General features: G+C 56.7%; 14 protein-coding genes. 7 read left to right on the forward strand and 7 right to left on the reverse strand.

What is annotated here, in order from left to right; translation table 11 throughout:
* Positions 1-36 precede the first annotated feature (36 nt).
* Together EYB53_RS05045 and EYB53_RS05050 are read left to right on the forward strand one after the other, a co-directional pair.
* Positions 37-1,437, forward strand: coding sequence for an aspartate kinase (locus tag EYB53_RS05045; RefSeq protein ID WP_135477123.1), 1,401 nt, complete (start codon positions 37-39; stop codon positions 1,435-1,437).
* Between the two features lie 109 nt (positions 1,438-1,546).
* Positions 1,547-1,741, forward strand: a complete 195-nt coding sequence (locus EYB53_RS05050) for a hypothetical protein (protein WP_135477124.1) — start codon at positions 1,547-1,549, stop codon at positions 1,739-1,741.
* Positions 1,742-1,804: 63 nt separating this feature from the next.
* Here the strand turns inward: EYB53_RS05050 and EYB53_RS05055 are convergent, their stop codons facing one another.
* Together EYB53_RS05055 and EYB53_RS05060 are read right to left on the reverse strand one after the other, a co-directional pair.
* Positions 1,805-2,245: a SufE family protein gene (locus EYB53_RS05055; protein WP_135477125.1), complete on the reverse strand. Its 441-nt coding sequence runs from the start codon at positions 2,243-2,245 to the stop codon at positions 1,805-1,807.
* A 133-nt stretch (positions 2,246-2,378) separates the two neighbouring features.
* Positions 2,379-3,230 carry a response regulator transcription factor gene (locus tag EYB53_RS05060; protein WP_135477126.1) on the reverse strand — a complete coding sequence of 284 codons (852 nt, stop codon included), beginning with the start codon at positions 3,228-3,230 and terminating at the stop codon, positions 2,379-2,381.
* A 103-nt stretch (positions 3,231-3,333) separates the two neighbouring features.
* Between EYB53_RS05060 and EYB53_RS05065 the strand changes: the two genes are divergently transcribed.
* The 5 genes from EYB53_RS05065 to EYB53_RS05085 all read left to right on the forward strand — a co-directional run bounded on the left by EYB53_RS05065 (position 3,334) and on the right by EYB53_RS05085 (position 8,706).
* Positions 3,334-4,737, forward strand: coding sequence for a sensor histidine kinase (locus EYB53_RS05065; RefSeq protein WP_135477127.1), 1,404 nt, complete (start codon positions 3,334-3,336; stop codon positions 4,735-4,737).
* Positions 4,738-5,105: 368 nt separating this feature from the next.
* Entirely contained in the window at positions 5,106-5,549 is a 444-nt protein-coding gene (locus EYB53_RS05070; protein ID WP_135477128.1) for a response regulator transcription factor, read from the forward strand.
* A 154-nt stretch (positions 5,550-5,703) separates the two neighbouring features.
* Positions 5,704-6,054 carry a hypothetical protein gene (locus EYB53_RS05075; protein ID WP_135477129.1) on the forward strand — a complete coding sequence of 117 codons (351 nt, stop codon included), beginning with the start codon at positions 5,704-5,706 and terminating at the stop codon, positions 6,052-6,054.
* 170 nt (positions 6,055-6,224) lie between these two features.
* Entirely contained in the window at positions 6,225-7,991 is a 1,767-nt protein-coding gene (locus EYB53_RS05080) for a dynamin family protein (RefSeq protein ID WP_135477130.1), read from the forward strand.
* Between the two features lie 79 nt (positions 7,992-8,070).
* Positions 8,071-8,706: a redox-sensing transcriptional repressor Rex gene (locus EYB53_RS05085; protein ID WP_135477131.1), complete on the forward strand. Its 636-nt coding sequence runs from the start codon at positions 8,071-8,073 to the stop codon at positions 8,704-8,706.
* A gap of 28 nt (positions 8,707-8,734) precedes the next feature.
* On the opposite strand, the gene EYB53_RS05090 is transcribed toward EYB53_RS05085, so the two are convergent.
* The 5 genes from EYB53_RS05090 to EYB53_RS05110 all read right to left on the reverse strand — a co-directional run bounded on the left by EYB53_RS05090 (position 8,735) and on the right by EYB53_RS05110 (position 14,518).
* Positions 8,735-9,004, reverse strand: coding sequence for a hypothetical protein (locus EYB53_RS05090; RefSeq protein WP_135477132.1), 270 nt, complete (start codon positions 9,002-9,004; stop codon positions 8,735-8,737).
* Between the two features lie 208 nt (positions 9,005-9,212).
* Positions 9,213-9,839, reverse strand: a complete 627-nt coding sequence (locus tag EYB53_RS05095) for a response regulator (RefSeq protein ID WP_371879069.1) — start codon at positions 9,837-9,839, stop codon at positions 9,213-9,215.
* Positions 9,840-9,851: 12 nt separating this feature from the next.
* Positions 9,852-12,614 carry a sensor histidine kinase gene (locus EYB53_RS05100; protein WP_135477134.1) on the reverse strand — a complete coding sequence of 921 codons (2,763 nt, stop codon included), beginning with the start codon at positions 12,612-12,614 and terminating at the stop codon, positions 9,852-9,854.
* Between the two features lie 81 nt (positions 12,615-12,695).
* Positions 12,696-13,622, reverse strand: a complete 927-nt coding sequence (locus EYB53_RS05105) for a prenyltransferase (protein ID WP_254150898.1) — start codon at positions 13,620-13,622, stop codon at positions 12,696-12,698.
* Positions 13,622-14,518 (reverse strand): homogentisate phytyltransferase, encoded by an 897-nt coding sequence (locus tag EYB53_RS05110; RefSeq protein ID WP_135477135.1) that lies wholly within the window; start codon positions 14,516-14,518, stop codon positions 13,622-13,624. The genes EYB53_RS05105 and EYB53_RS05110 overlap by 1 nt, the downstream gene beginning before the upstream one ends.
* Between the last annotated feature and the right edge of the window lie 4 nt (positions 14,519-14,522).

Genomic DNA, 14,522 nt, shown 5'->3' on the forward strand with positions numbered 1-14,522 from the left:
ATGGTGCATTAGGTTGCAAAATACAAAGAGGAACGCATGCGAGTTGTGATGAAGTTCGGCGGAACATCGGTCGGCAGTGCCGATGCGATCCGCCATGTGGCCCGGATTGTCGCTGACAGCCACCGCGAGCACGAGGTTGTGGTCGTGGTGTCGGCAATGAACGCCCCCGATTTACGTACGACCGACACCCTGATCGCAGCGGCGAAGGCCGCGGCTGCCGGCAATGGTGAGGCCACAGGCGAAGTTGCGCCACGTTTGCTTGACCTCCATCTGCGGGCCGCCGCTGAACTTGCCTCGCCCGAAGAGTGTGCCGCCCTTGAACCCGAATTGCAGGCGATGCTCACGTATCTGAGCAATCTTTCGCATAGCATTGCGGTGCTCGGCGAATTGACGCCACGGGCACTCGATCTCTTTAGCGGGCTGGGCGAGCGCCTCAATGCCCGCCTCATTGCTGCCGCACTGCGCAGCGCTGGCCTCGCCGCTGAAGCCGTTGATGCGACGCGCCTCATTGTCACCGATGAACACTATGGTTCGGCGTCACCGCTGATGGACGAGACCCGGGCGACAAGCCGGGCTGTGCTTGAACCAATGCTGGCCCAGAAGATTGTGCCCGTGGTGACCGGTTTTATTGGGGCCACCAGGGCAGGCGTGCCAACGACGCTCGGGCGCGGTGGTTCCGACTATACGTGTGGCATCTTGGGTGCCGTGCTGGAGGCGAAGGAAGTCTGGTTCTGGAAAGAGGTTGATGGCGTCCTGACGGCCAATCCTAAAGTAGTGCCCGAAGCCCGCACCCTGCCACGCCTCTCGTACAACGAAATGGGCGAGATGGCCTACTATGGGGCTAATGTCTTGCATCCCAAGACGGTACGCCCACTAGTGCAACAAAAGATCCCGATCCGTATTCGGAATACCTTTAATCCGGCACATCCGGGCACGATCATCAACGGAACCGACATGCCCGGCACGGCACGGGCAGTCACGGCGATCAATGATGCCAGCCTGATCACCGTCGGTGGGCCGGGCATGCTCGGGTTGACGGGCGTCGCCGCACGGATCTTTGGGGCCGTGGCGCGGGTAGGCGCCAACACGCTGCTGATCACCCAGGCGTCCAGCGAGCAGAGCGTCTGTTTAGCCGTACCCCGGGCCGAGGCCGCGGCGGCAGTCACGGCCTTGCGCGCCGAGCTCGCGGGCGATTTGTCCAGCCACAATGTTGAGCATGTCGAAGTGCTCGACCAGGTTGTCATCATTGCTGTCGTCGGCTCGGGGATGCGCGGCACCCCAGGTATTGCCGGGCGCGTCTTTGGTGCGCTGGGAAATGTTGGCATCAATATTATTGCCATTGCCCAGGGCAGTACCGAGAATAATATTTCACTCGTTGTGGCTGCCAGCGATGGCGATGACGCCGTACGTGCGATCCATCATAGCTTTGACCTCTGAAAAGCAAAGCAGATGCACAATTATTGCGCATTGATTACCTCTTGACGCAGTGCGCCGTGAGCAGTATCATAAATCTGTGAAGTAGCTCACAAACTGTGCGAGGTCTTCAATGATTATTCAGTTGCGACCATCACCCCATGTGCCGCATCATGCGCACCGCCGCCGTTGCTACTTTGCGCCCGAATCGCTTCATCTCTACCGCCGGGTGCTGATACGCCGGATCGGCATGACCCCTGGTCCGCGTCCTGCGTCAATCCTTGATACAGTGGCCCGTGCATTGCTCAATGCACGGGTAGCAGCGTAAGATAGATCGAGCCCGCACAGACGCCATGATCGGGTGTCGGTGCGGGCTTGGTTGGCGCACTGTTCACGCAGGTGCGAGCAGACGAAGCGCCTGGCGCTTCATATAGGCCAGCAGCGAGGTAATGCCATTGAGCCGCTGGGGGCTCAGCACTTGATGCAGGCCCATCGCCTCAAAAAAATTCCCCGGTACCTCCAGCACCTCTTGTGGTGTCAAGCCCTCGAAACCTTCCGTGAGCAGTGAGGCATACCCACGAATCGTTGGTGCTTCGGCTGGCACATCAATATGAAAGATGATGCGCCCGTCAATCAGTTCACTCTGGACAAAGACCGGGCTCATACACTCGTGCACCTGTTCCATGCCAGTATGGCCTTGCAGATGCGGGGGCAAAGGAGGAAGGCGGTCGGCATACTCCAGCATTAATTCGAGTTTTTCGGTACGGTCACTCGCCTGGAAGTCTTCAATAATTTCCTGTAACCGTGGAGGAATATGAGGTGTTTCATTCATTGAGCATCTCTTCTTTTGCTGTTAGGCATGTTTCAAACGAGCTTGACCGTTTGCGGTGATCGGAGTGCCGACTTCAGTCGGCTGAGCCTGGAAGCCGACTGAAGTCGGCACTCCAAACGGTCAAGCAACCGAGTTAATCAATCTGCAAAATATACCCTTTGCCGCGCACATTCAGCAGATAACGCGGCGCACTTGGATCGGGTTCGATTTTCTGGCGCAGATGATGAATATGCGGCTTGATCAACTCGCCAGCCTCCATATCATTGGCCTCGTAGCCCTGGGCACAACGCACCAACTGGGTATATGAAAGCATCTGTCCGGCGTGCTCAGCGAGGCAGAGCAGCAGACGAAACTCGGTCGGCGTCAGATTGAGCGAGCGCCCACCAAGCATGGCTGTCTGGTGCCAGGTATCGAGTTGCAACTGACCGATAAGCACCTGGCGATCATTGCTGCTGGTCGTCGGCATCACGGGCGTAGGCTGGGTCACCGACGACGATGGGGATGGAGTGGTTGCGGCAAGCGGGGTAGCGGTATCGTCCCCTGGCATTGCCCCGGTCAATTCCTGAGCAGCGGCCCCGATAGCATTGATCAGCGCATTCTGGCGCTGACGTTTCATACGTTCATTTAACCCGGCCTTTACACGCTCAATTATTTGTCCGGGGTCACTTGTCTTGAGCATGTAATCGAAAATACCCTGATGCAACCCTTCGATCGCTGTCTCCAACGAACCATGGCCGGTGAGGATAATGACCACCGTATCATTTGAGCGCTGGCGCAAGGCTTCGACGACCTGGATGCCATTGATGCCCGGCATCTGCAGATCGACGAGCATCAGATCAAACTGCTGACGCTCGAACATTGCCACGGCCTCTTCACCACTCGCCGCTACGGTGACGATATATCCGGCGCGGCTGAGCAATGTCGAGAGGGTCAGGCGGATGTTTTGCTCATCATCAACAACAAGAATATGGGCAGATTGCGTCATTCGTTTGCACTCCGTGCCAAAAAGCACTATAGTTTGGGGGATTCATCTTTTCGGCATTATACTGTGCGACGCTTTGCAGTGTCAACGCGTTGGAGCGATAACCATGGGCGATCTCGAAGAAATTCGTGCATATGTTCAATCCCTCGAGAAGCGCCTGCAGATTGCCGAGGCGCGGGCAGAGGCAGTTGAGCGTGAGGCGGAACTGCAACAGAGTCGGGCTGTTGAGTTAAGTGCCCGTTTGAGTGCGATCCTCTCAATTTCGGCGGTCTTGTTGATCAGTCGCGATGTAGACGCCATCGTGCAACTGGTTGTCCGTGAAGCGGTGAATCTCTTTCCCGGAACGAGTGCCGCCCATCTCTTCTTGCGTGATCCCGAGAGCGACCGGTTGGTGCTCTGGGCGTCGGCTGACGAAGAAGGACGCCCATGTGGGCCCGGGCTCGCCGAGATGGCGATTATGTCGCCGCGGGCAATGTTGCTCGTTGGCCCTGAACTTGAACTCGCGCTGGACAGGATGAGTCCGCATAACCTCGCGGCTTTGCAGGATGGGTTGCCATCCTGGCCGCCTTATAGCGCATTGCTGGCCCCGCTGCGCGTCGAGAGTGCCCAGATGGGCGCACTGGTGCTGTATGGTGGGGTGCATGCCCATCTCTATCACCCGCGTGATATTCCGTTTGTTCAGGCCTTGGCCGATCTGACCGCAGTCGCAATTGACGAAGTGACCCAACGTGCCCGTGCCGTCGTCTTGCAACGCGACCTGGCCCTCACCCAGTCGCTGCACGCCGAGGCTCAGGCGCGCTTGAATACGGCCCAGGCCCAGTTGTTGCAGAGTGCCAAACTGGCGGCGGTGGGTGAGTTATCGGCGTCGGTGGCGCACGAGATCAATAACCCCCTCTATGCCGCCCGCAATAGTCTCTATCTGGTCGAGCAAGATTTGCCCGAGGATGCACCCCAACGCACGTTCCTCGCGATTGCCCAGCAAGAGCTCGGCCGCATCGCGCGCATTATTACCCGTATGCGCGACTTCTATCGGCCAACTCGCGCCGAGCTTGCGGCAACGAGTATTAATGCGTTGCTCCGCGAAACCCTCGAACTTGTCCAGACCCACCTGCGCCACGGGCATATTCAAGCCGTTGCCAACCTCGAGCCGGATCTGCCGCATACCATCGCCCACGCCGATCAGCTCCGCCAGGTCTTCCTCAATATTATTCTTAATGCATGTGACGCTATGCCACGGGGCGGCGAGCTGCGGGTGACCACGCAGATGCTGCAGGCACGCCCTGAGGCACCGTCAACAATAGGGATTTATATCGCAGATACAGGCGTAGGCATTCCCACTGAGCACCTCCCCCACCTCTTTGAACCATTTTATACCACCAAAGTTCAGGGCACCGGTCTTGGGCTTGCGATTAGTGCCCATATTGTCACTCAGCACGGAGGGCGCATTACGGTCGAGAGTGAAATAGGCACGGGAACCGTGTTTACGCTCTTTTTACCAGTCAACGCATAACGCAGATCGCACCTCGATGACAAGCAGTTTAGACCACCATACTATGCCGATGAGCGCCCAGCGCTCGTCGGCATACTGTTGAAACATCAATAATTGACCCCTTTAGCTTTTAACCGCACGCTGATGCATTAGAGTGCGTCCCCCACAGCAAAAGTGTAAATCGTTTTGCCATCCTAACATAGCTAGTTGTGGCTTTACAACGCTCTAGATTGCCTGTCAGGTCAAATCAGATGAGTTGTTATTTTGCTACTACCAGTTGCGGCGTCGCCCCATCACAGAGTGGGCTGAGACTGCTACGATAGGGGTAGGTGAATTGTGTCGCTTCGCATATTCTACTCCGTACCTGGTAGGGCGGAGGAGCGTATCCCATGCCTGTTCGTCAGATCTACATTGTTGATGATGACCCAGCTGCTGCGCTGATTACCCAGCGCGGGCTTCAAACCATGCTTGGCGAACGTTTTAGCGTTTGGGTTGCACCCTCGCCAAACGCGGCGTGGCTCTCGTGTGCAATGGGCAATGTTGATCTTTTAATTGTCGATCCGAGTCCCCACACCAATGGTGCGCTAGCCCTGATACGAGTAGTCCAAGCGTTCCGGCCTGATATTCCGGTGCTGGTACTTACCGCGTATGATACACCTGGGTTGCGTGCGCGTATGCGCGAGTTGGGGGTAGCTCGTTATGTTGCCAAACCGATTGAGTTACGTGAGCTTGTACCGATTGTGAAAGCGATTATGCCTCCTGAACACATGCACCCGGTGTTGAATGGGCCATCGCTCGCCACGTTGAGTTTGAGCAGTCAATCAGGGAAATAGGTCGTCATCCTCACATTCACGTCTCTGTTCGTTGATCCAAGCCGCCTGCGTTGCAGGCGGCTTTTTCGCGATCGAGTCAGGTGACGATGCGCTGCCTCGCCTGTCTACACTATGGTATGATACGATATACGTATCATGGCAAAGGTAAGACTGCATGAGACAGCTTCGTTTTGATTGGCGTTGGGTGGCGCTGCTTGGTTTCATTATTGTACTGGCTAATGCCCAGACCTTGCCCTGGCCTGTGACTGTGCTGACCTTCTGGGGTGGCGGGGGCTACCTGCTCTGGCAGGCATGGCAGGCCTGGACGTTGAGCGGGGGGCGCTTGCCCGGTGCCCGTGAGACAACCCGGGTGACCTACTGGCGTGGTCAACGCATCGAAACGGCAGGATCACCCCGTCGCTTGCGTTCATTCAGTTGGGCCGAACTTGCCCCCGTTGTGCTCTATGGCTTGATCGGGCTGGCCCTGGTTTTTGCTGGCTTCGCCTCGCTGTTACGCGCTCTTTAACGCGCCGTCTAAAGCAAAAAACTCTGGGGGTAGTGCCATTGGCACTACCCCCAGAGTGAGAGGAGAAGGAGATGCTGTCTAGGATAGCACCTTCTGAGATGGGTTGCATGTGGGCTGAATTACATCAAATGTGACATATAAGGATATGAATTGAGTGAAAGCGTTAGGTTATGACATTTATGGATGGGCTGCTGCAACGCAAACGATTGATCACCGATCGCCAGGAGGCTTTGCTGGCCGAGTTACGATCAATCCTGGAACAATTGGCTGCTGCGCTTGAGTCATTTGGGGCCGATCTTGATGCAGCCGATCAGCGCACGCTGAACGAGACGCTTGAGCATCTTGAGGGCCTCTTTCTGATTGTGGTCGCTGGCGAGTTTAACTCGGGCAAGTCGAGTTTTCTCAATGCGTTGCTCGGTGACCAGTTGTTGCCCGAAGGGGTGACCCCGACCACCGATGCGATCACGCTCTTGCAGCATGGCGATGAGATAACAAGTAACCTGCGTTCCAGTGGGCTACGCGTGACGACCTTCCCTGCCGACGTACTGCGCCAACTGACCATTGTGGATACACCGGGCACCAATGCGGTCATTCGGCACCACGAGCAACTGACCCGCGATTTTATCCCCCGCGCCGACCTCGTGCTCTTTACAACCTCCGCCGATCGTCCGTTTACTGAGAGCGAACGCGGTTTTCTGGAGTTGATCAAAGAGTGGGGCAAGAAGATCATTATCCTGCTGAACAAAATTGATATTCTAAGCCCGGCTGAGCAAGAACAGGTGCTCGAGTTTGTGCGTGACAATGCGCATACCTTGCTTGGTGTCACCCCCGAGATCTTTCCCGTCTCGGCACGCCAGGCGAGCCGCGCCCGCCAGAGCGACGGCGAAGAGCGTGAGCGCCTCTGGGAGACGAGCCGCTTTGGCAAGGTGGAAGAGTATGTCGTTGATACGCTTGATGAAGAGACCCGCGTCAGGCTGAAATTGCTTTCGCCGCTCGGGGTGGCCCAGCGCCTCAATCGCAAATACCAGGGGGCAACCGAAGTTCTCCTCGCAACGCTGCGCGAAGATCTGGTGACGATTGAGAATGTCGATCAGCAGTTAACCCTTTTCCAGGAGGATCTGCAGAACGATGCACGCTACTATCTGGGCGAAATCGACCAGATCCTGCAAGATCTGGTGACGCGTGGCGATCACTTTTTTGATGAGCATATCAGGATTCAGCGGTTGACTGATCTGATGAATGGCGATAAGTTTCGGGCTATGTTTGAAGAGGAGGTTGTCGGTGACCTCAATAGCGCGATCGAGGACAAGGTTCATGCGCTCATTGACTGGATCATCGAGAAGAACCTGCGCCTCCAGCAGAGCATTGATGAGTATATCAAACGACGTTCGAGTCAGCACACTGATAAATTGATTGGCACGGTTGGCGGAAGTTTTGAATACAACCGACGGGCCTTGCTCGACTCGGTGGGACGCACGGCCAGTGCGGTGGTCGCAAGTTATGATAAAGAGCAAGAGTCGGCTCTGCTGGTCGATGAAGTCCGTGCGTCCATTGCTGCAACGGCGTTGACCGAAGCGGGCGCCGTCGGCCTCGGCGCGGTCGTCGTCACGCTTGCCTCGGCAGTCTGGATTGACTTCACCGGTATTCTGGCGGCGACGCTGATGGCGGTTGGCGGCTTTGCCTTGCTACCTGCCAAGCGACGGCAGGCCAAAAAAGCCCTGCGCGAGCGGGTTGATGATATGCGAGCCAAACTGCGCCAGGGGATTGAGCAACAGGTCACCCGCGAAGTCGAACGCTCGATGAGTCAGATCCGCGAACGCAATGCCCCCTTTACCCGCTTTGTGCGTGCGCAACGTGGGCAGTTGAGCGATCTGCAACAAACCTTCACTGATCTTGATGTCCGCCTGGCTCGTTTGCGCAAAGATATCGAGGGGTAAAAAACCTTGACACCACCTGAAACTTCGTGCTACAATTCACGAAATCAGCCGAGTGTCAATCTGTGGGCGGAGGAGTGGAGTGGAACGTCTTGATGTACCCCCTGATGTTGTCATCCGCCGACTACCGCTCTATGCGCGAAGTCTTCGTTATTTGCTGGATGAAGGTGTGCTCTCCGTCTCTTCCCAGGAGCTTGGAGAGCGCATTAATGTAACGGCAGCGCAAATCCGCAAGGATCTCTCCTATTTTGGTGAATTTGGCAAGCAGGGCATTGGCTACGATGTGGAGAAGCTCCTCACCCACATCGAACGCATTCTGGGCTTGAACCATCGCTGGCCCGTCGTGCTGGTGGGTGCTGGCTATCTCGGTCAGGCGATTGCCCGCTACGAAGGCTTCCAGAAACAGGGTCTGCAGATTGTCGGCCTCTTTGACACCGATCCAGCAAAGATTGGACAGCAGGTTGGCGAGAATGAGATCCGCGATTATGCCGAGATGCCCGTAATCATTGAAAAGCATCAGGTGCGCCTGGCGATCATTTCAGTTCCTGCAGCCCACGCGCAGAGCGTGGCTGACCTGCTGATCAAGGCTGGTGTGCGCGCCATCCTCAATTATGCCCCGATTATTCTCCAGACACCCGATGACGTGTGGGTGCGCTATATCGATCCAGTTGCGGTTCTCCACAGCATGACCTATTATCTCGCCCGCGAGCAAAGTTAATACGTGGGATGGCACCAGGCTGCTTGCTTTAACCCACGCGTATCCGTGAACGTAGCGAGAGCGCCGAGAGGCTGACAAGCCAGCGCGTGGCCTGTTCAGCCCGCGTTAGTGGGGCGGCTGGCTCAACCACGATGATCTGCTCACGCTTGATGATACCTCCCTGTTGGCGCGCGGTCATGGTCGTGAAGTGCCAATAAATCGAAGGGGGAAAGGGCTCGACAGAATACCGTGGCCCGGATGTCTGGGACTCCGGGCTGCTATACCAGCGACGCGGCTTCATCGAAAACTCCACACTCATATGATTCGGAAACAACCTTGAGGTCAGGTTTGCCCTAACTGTACTATAGTGGCACAGAGATGGCAATACATTAGCAGAAGGACTGACTGATCATTGCAGAAAAGTGCAACTGACTGGCCTGATACGACTAGGTTCGCGGGCGTTGGGGCGAAGTGCGCTGCGCCCTTACCGGAAGATGGCTATCCATCCGCAGAAGATAGACGGCGTACTAGCTTATGCGCTGATTGTGGGCAAAGAGGGCGAGTTGAGTCCGATGTTCGAGGTGGAGTTTATCGAGCAGGCTGCGAATATGGGTATGCACGGTACGGATCGAGATATGCAGTTCATCGGCGATCTGCTGATTGGTCAAGCCCTGCCCAACGCACCGTAACACATCACGCTCGCGTCCGGTCAGCGCGTCAAGCGGCGCTGGAGGTGGCGGGGCAGGATGTTGCAGGCGTTGGAGCAAGCGGCGCGCCACCAGCGGATGCAGCGCACTCTCACCGCGGGCCACGGCTCTGATGGCCCCAAGCAGGTCATCAGGGTTCGAGTCTTTGATAATGCATCCGGCAGCACCTGCCTGCAATGCGGCCAGTAACTTCTCATCATCGGTAAAACTGGTCAGAATGAGCACGCGTACGTGGGGTGCCGCCTGTAACAACCCGTGAATGGCCGTCACGCCATCCATACCGGGCATGATCAGGTCAAGGATCACCACATCAGGCGCGAGTGAGGCAGTGAGCGTGATCGCCTCGGCGCCACTGGCCGCTTCGCCAACCAGTTCAAATTCTCGCGTCGCCGAGAGCAAGAGCCGCAAACCTTGACGCACGATCGGATGATCGTCAGCTACCAGCACTTTCAACACGCTTCACCTCATCATCACTGCACTCTCAGCGAAAGGCTTTGTGCCGGGGGCCGCTCCGTTACCCAAGGCCAGCAAGGGTACCGTTACGCGCACCACCGTGCCATGACCAGGGGCACTCGCCACATGCAACTCACCACCGATCGCTTCGGCCCGTTCGCGCATGGTGATCAAGCCAAGCCCGGCCGAGGGGGCAACGGTCAGAAAGCCGCGACCATTGTCGTTCACCTCGAGCAAGACACCGTGCGCTTCATCACTGCAGAGCACCACCGAAAGCAGCGAAGCCCCAGCGTGGCGTAACGCATTATTCAAAGCCTCCTGCGCAATCGCATAGAGTTGCGGCTCAACCATCGAAGGCAGCAGGCGTTGGTAGCGATCTGCATCCAGACATACCTTGATCCCTGTTCGCTCTTCGACCGCCTCAAGGCGGAGCCGCAGCGCTTCGGCAAGCCCCTGCTGATCGAGTTGGGGCGAACGCAATTGATAGATCAGCAGGCGCATCTCTTTGAGCGCTTGGAGCGAGATCTCCTCAATCTGGCGAAACCAGTTGGTAAGATCTTCGGTCGTAGCCTCGTGAACCGTCATCGTCCAGGCACGAGCCAGCAACGTCATGCTGTAGAGCGACTGTGTAATCGAATCGTGCAGTTCACGCGCCAGGCGGCGCCGTTCTTCCTGTGCGGTACGTACCATCGTATCTTGATAGAGGCGGGCATTTTCGATGGCACTACTCAGCATGCCCGCAATAATCTGGGCGAGTTCACGTTCGTTCGTGCCAAAAGTCGTGCGTTCTGGAGGCGCATGGATGACAAAGAGTCCGAAGCCTCGTTTACGCGCAATCAACGGTTGCATAAGGTACGTACCTGTTGAGGGGGCTGTGCCATCATCAGGGCCAAGCAGTAGCGCACATGCAGGTTCTGTCGTAACCGTGCCATTGAGACTTGCCAGAACCATCTGGGCAGGGGTGAGCGCATCCATCGGAACAACCTGACCACTGCTGATTGCATCAGTATGACCAATGACCGCCAGTGCGACCAGGTTTTCAGTCTGCTCTTCACAGAGCCAGATAGCAATACGGTTCGCTTCAAAAAGTGGCAGCAACGCCCTTCCAACTGTGCGCAGGGCCATCGGCAGATCGGTCCAACTCATCAGCGACTGGGCAATCTGATTGAGGGCGGCCAGGCCATCGAGGCGCTGACGCAGCATGCGATTGGCTTCGAGGCGGCTCAAGAAGGCCCCGACCATCTCGGCCATCGCACTCAACAGGGCCAGTTCTTCGGGTTCGAGCGGTCGATAGGGTCCTGCGAAGCCAAAGCCAACGAAACCCCAGGGACGCCCTTCGACGGTAATGAGGGTCGCGGCGATCCCAGCGATCTTGCGGCGTTGCCAGAAGGCATGTTTCGGTGAACCAGGAATGAAGATCTTTTCCGCCGGGCCGCCAACAGGCTCACCTCTGAGCAGGCGCGCAAGAAAGACCGGATTGACTTCAGCGAGAGGGGTTCCATCATCGATTCGCATTGGATCGGGAGATTGAAAGAGTGCCCGATAGGCAGGCACGCCGTTGATCGGTTGCAGGATATAGAGGCCGATATGATAGAGATCAGTGGCCTGACGAAACTCCTCGAAGACCCTCATCAGCAGCGCCTGATGCTGCATATCCTCGACATTGGCACGCAACAATTGACGGGCACAACGCGCAATGGCGAGTTGCACGCGCAACTGGTAGGCCAGGCGGCCTTCGGCCAGTTTGCGCGGGGTCATATCATAGGCAATGCCACCGACAGCCATCATCGCTCCGGTCGCATCATAGATGGGGAATTTGGTAACGTAGTAGGTATGCAGTGTGCCATCTTGCATATGTTCAATTTCACGTTCAATCGGTCGACCACGGGCGATGGCCTCCTGTTCCTGGATCCGCCAGGGCAGCGCCCGTTCGCCAAAAAGATCGAGATCGCGCTTGCCTTCCAGTTCCTCCTGGCTCAGGTTCAGGGCCTGTTGGGTAAAGGCATTGGTCAACAGGTAATGCCCATCACTGCTTTTGACATAAACCGCTATAGGAGAATTGTCAATCAATGTCTGAAGCAGCGCCTGACTGCGACGCAGTTCTTCGGTGCGAGCTTCGACCAATAATTCAAGTTGGCTATTCAAGCGATCACGTTCGGCAAGGGCAGTTGCCGTTTCACGCAAGCTACGGGAGAGCCGGTTGATCAACCAGCCAATGGCATTGCCGATCAAGACCGCATAGGTAATCAAGGCAACTGTATTGACTAGCAACGCATCGGTGCTCACCACCCGAACACCAAGATCAGGGGCTACTGGCACGATGCCGACAGCCATTCCAACAAGGATGCCTGCTACCAGCGTCACCGCAAATACAGTGAAAGGGACAGCACGCCGTGGCTCAAGGAGAAGGCTGGCGAGAATGACGGTAAAGAGAAGGTGCAGGCGACCGATGCCGACCAACCCGTATTGGAACGTACTGATGATTGCCAAACCCAACCCGATGCTCAAGAGCGTGTAGAGTTGGAGGCGATACCTATTCTCGGGTATGAACACCAGGACAAACAGTGCGATCAACAGGAGCGTTCTGATTCCCAGGGACACAAACTGTTGGGTTTCCCATCGCTCGACAAAATAGAGAAGATAGTGGAGGCCAAAGAAGACCAGGGCAACACGGATCAACACTTTGAGCAAGCGATCACGCCAGCGCTGCAACGCATCAGGCTGATCAGGTGTTATCGTCGAGGCACTCGTGGACTCTCCAGTGAACATTTTGCTCTCGCCAAAGCTGACTACTATCAGTCCAAGTATAACATCTGCCCAGGGGCATGTAAACGTGGAGTTGGCGGGGGCCTAGAGCAGCAACAGAAAAGCCCCAAACTGACACAAGGCGGTGCCAACAATCAGGCCAATGCTCCAGAAGCCGAGCGCATCCCAGGTGGCAGGTTTGTACCATGCCCCGCGGATCACCTGGAAGCCGAGCCACAGCGCAATCGGTGCCGTGATAAGCACCGCAAGCCCAACGGGCCATGGCAAGCCAGTGACAACGAGCAAGGGCAAACTCAGGTAGGCAAGGGCAAGCATTGCCAGATAGGGGCCACGCATACGATCCGGGCCAAGCCAGACGATCAGCGTATGCTTGCCTACGAGCCGGTCGCCTTCGGCATCGGGCACATTGACGGTTACCAGTTGCCCGAATTGCATCAGGCAGAGCGGGGCGGCCACAAGCAGAGGCAGCAGTTCGAGGTTGCCGCGTTGCACCACAAAACCAAGGAGCAACGTAGAACCAGGCACGGTCACGGCACCAAAGAACTCGCCGAGACGACGCCGATTCAACCAGAGTGGCGGGCTGCTGTAGCTCCACGCAAAAAAGGCCGCGACAAGAAAAACAACGATGGTCAACCCTGGTGCAGGCGTTTGTGGGGCAAACCAGAGGATCAAGAGCAGACCGAGCACCGCGAAGACGAGCGACGCAATCAGGGCAACCTGCGGGGGAAGATGCCCCGCAGGCAAGACGCGGCTCCCCCCGGACCATTGAGTTGGATTGGGATTCGCCAGATCGGCATCAAAATCAAAGAAATCATTGCTGTAGTGCGCCATCAACTGGGCCGCGAGCATCGCCAACAGACTCCCGAGCGCCGTAACCCAGTTGAGCGCCGCCCCGGCATAGATCGCTGTCGCCGCCCCCAGGCTATAAAAGAGCGCCCCACCGAGCAGGTGCAACGGGCGCCCCAGGGCAATAAGACTTGCCGTCTGCCTCCAGAGGGTGCGTGGCATCATCACAAGCTTACCCGAATGAGTTCATAGATGCTTAAGACTACAAACTCAGCATAAAAGAGCGCCCATATCAACATATAAAAACGAGTAATATTCTGATTGTCACTCAAATCCACCCGTATACTGCCCCACCAGAAGATCGCACTCAACACGGCGTGGCTCAAGAGCAGAAAGAAGGGGGCCGCACCAGGCAACCAGAGGAGCGCAAGCAGCATCGGGATCGCATAACAGACCGTCAAAATCACCCGCCCGCTATTAAGTACTTGGCGTGGCCCGAGGCGGGTCGTAAAGGTCTCGATCTGGTGCAATTGGTCGCCCTCGCGGTCGGGCAGATCTTTGTAGATTGCAATAACGAGGGCAAAGCCAAAAAAGAAGAGCCCGAGCAGACTCAGCGTCACCACCGGGATTTGGCCACCAAAAACTTGATTGTAGTGCAGCGCAAGACCGAGGTTAGCGATCAAACCACGGGCCAGTGCAATGCTCAGTGCCGCAGGAATAGGAAAGCGCTTGAGGCGCAACGGCGGCACCGAATAGATCGTCCCGATCGCCATGATGAGCGCAACCGTCACAAAGAGATAGGGGCCAGCAATCAGCGCTAGCACTAACCCGAGTGCGCCAGCGGCAAACGTAATGCGCCGCCCCTCTTGGGGCGAGAAGTCGCCCGCGGCTAGAGGCAAATGAGGCTTATTGATGCGATCAATGCTCACATCGGTCAACTGATTAAGCCCAACGACATAAAGATTCAAGGCAAGGCATGTGATCAACGCCAGACCAACCGGCCCCAGCGCCGCTGGCAGCGCCTGCAAACTCCCAACAACGATCAGGAAAAGCGTGAAGACCTGTACACTCGTGGCAATAATCGTATGCGGTCGTGAAAAACGCAATAAAGTACGCAGCATATCG

The organism is Candidatus Chloroploca mongolica (assembly GCF_004762035.2).
Taxonomy (GTDB): domain Bacteria; phylum Chloroflexota; class Chloroflexia; order Chloroflexales; family Chloroflexaceae; genus Chloroploca; species Chloroploca mongolica.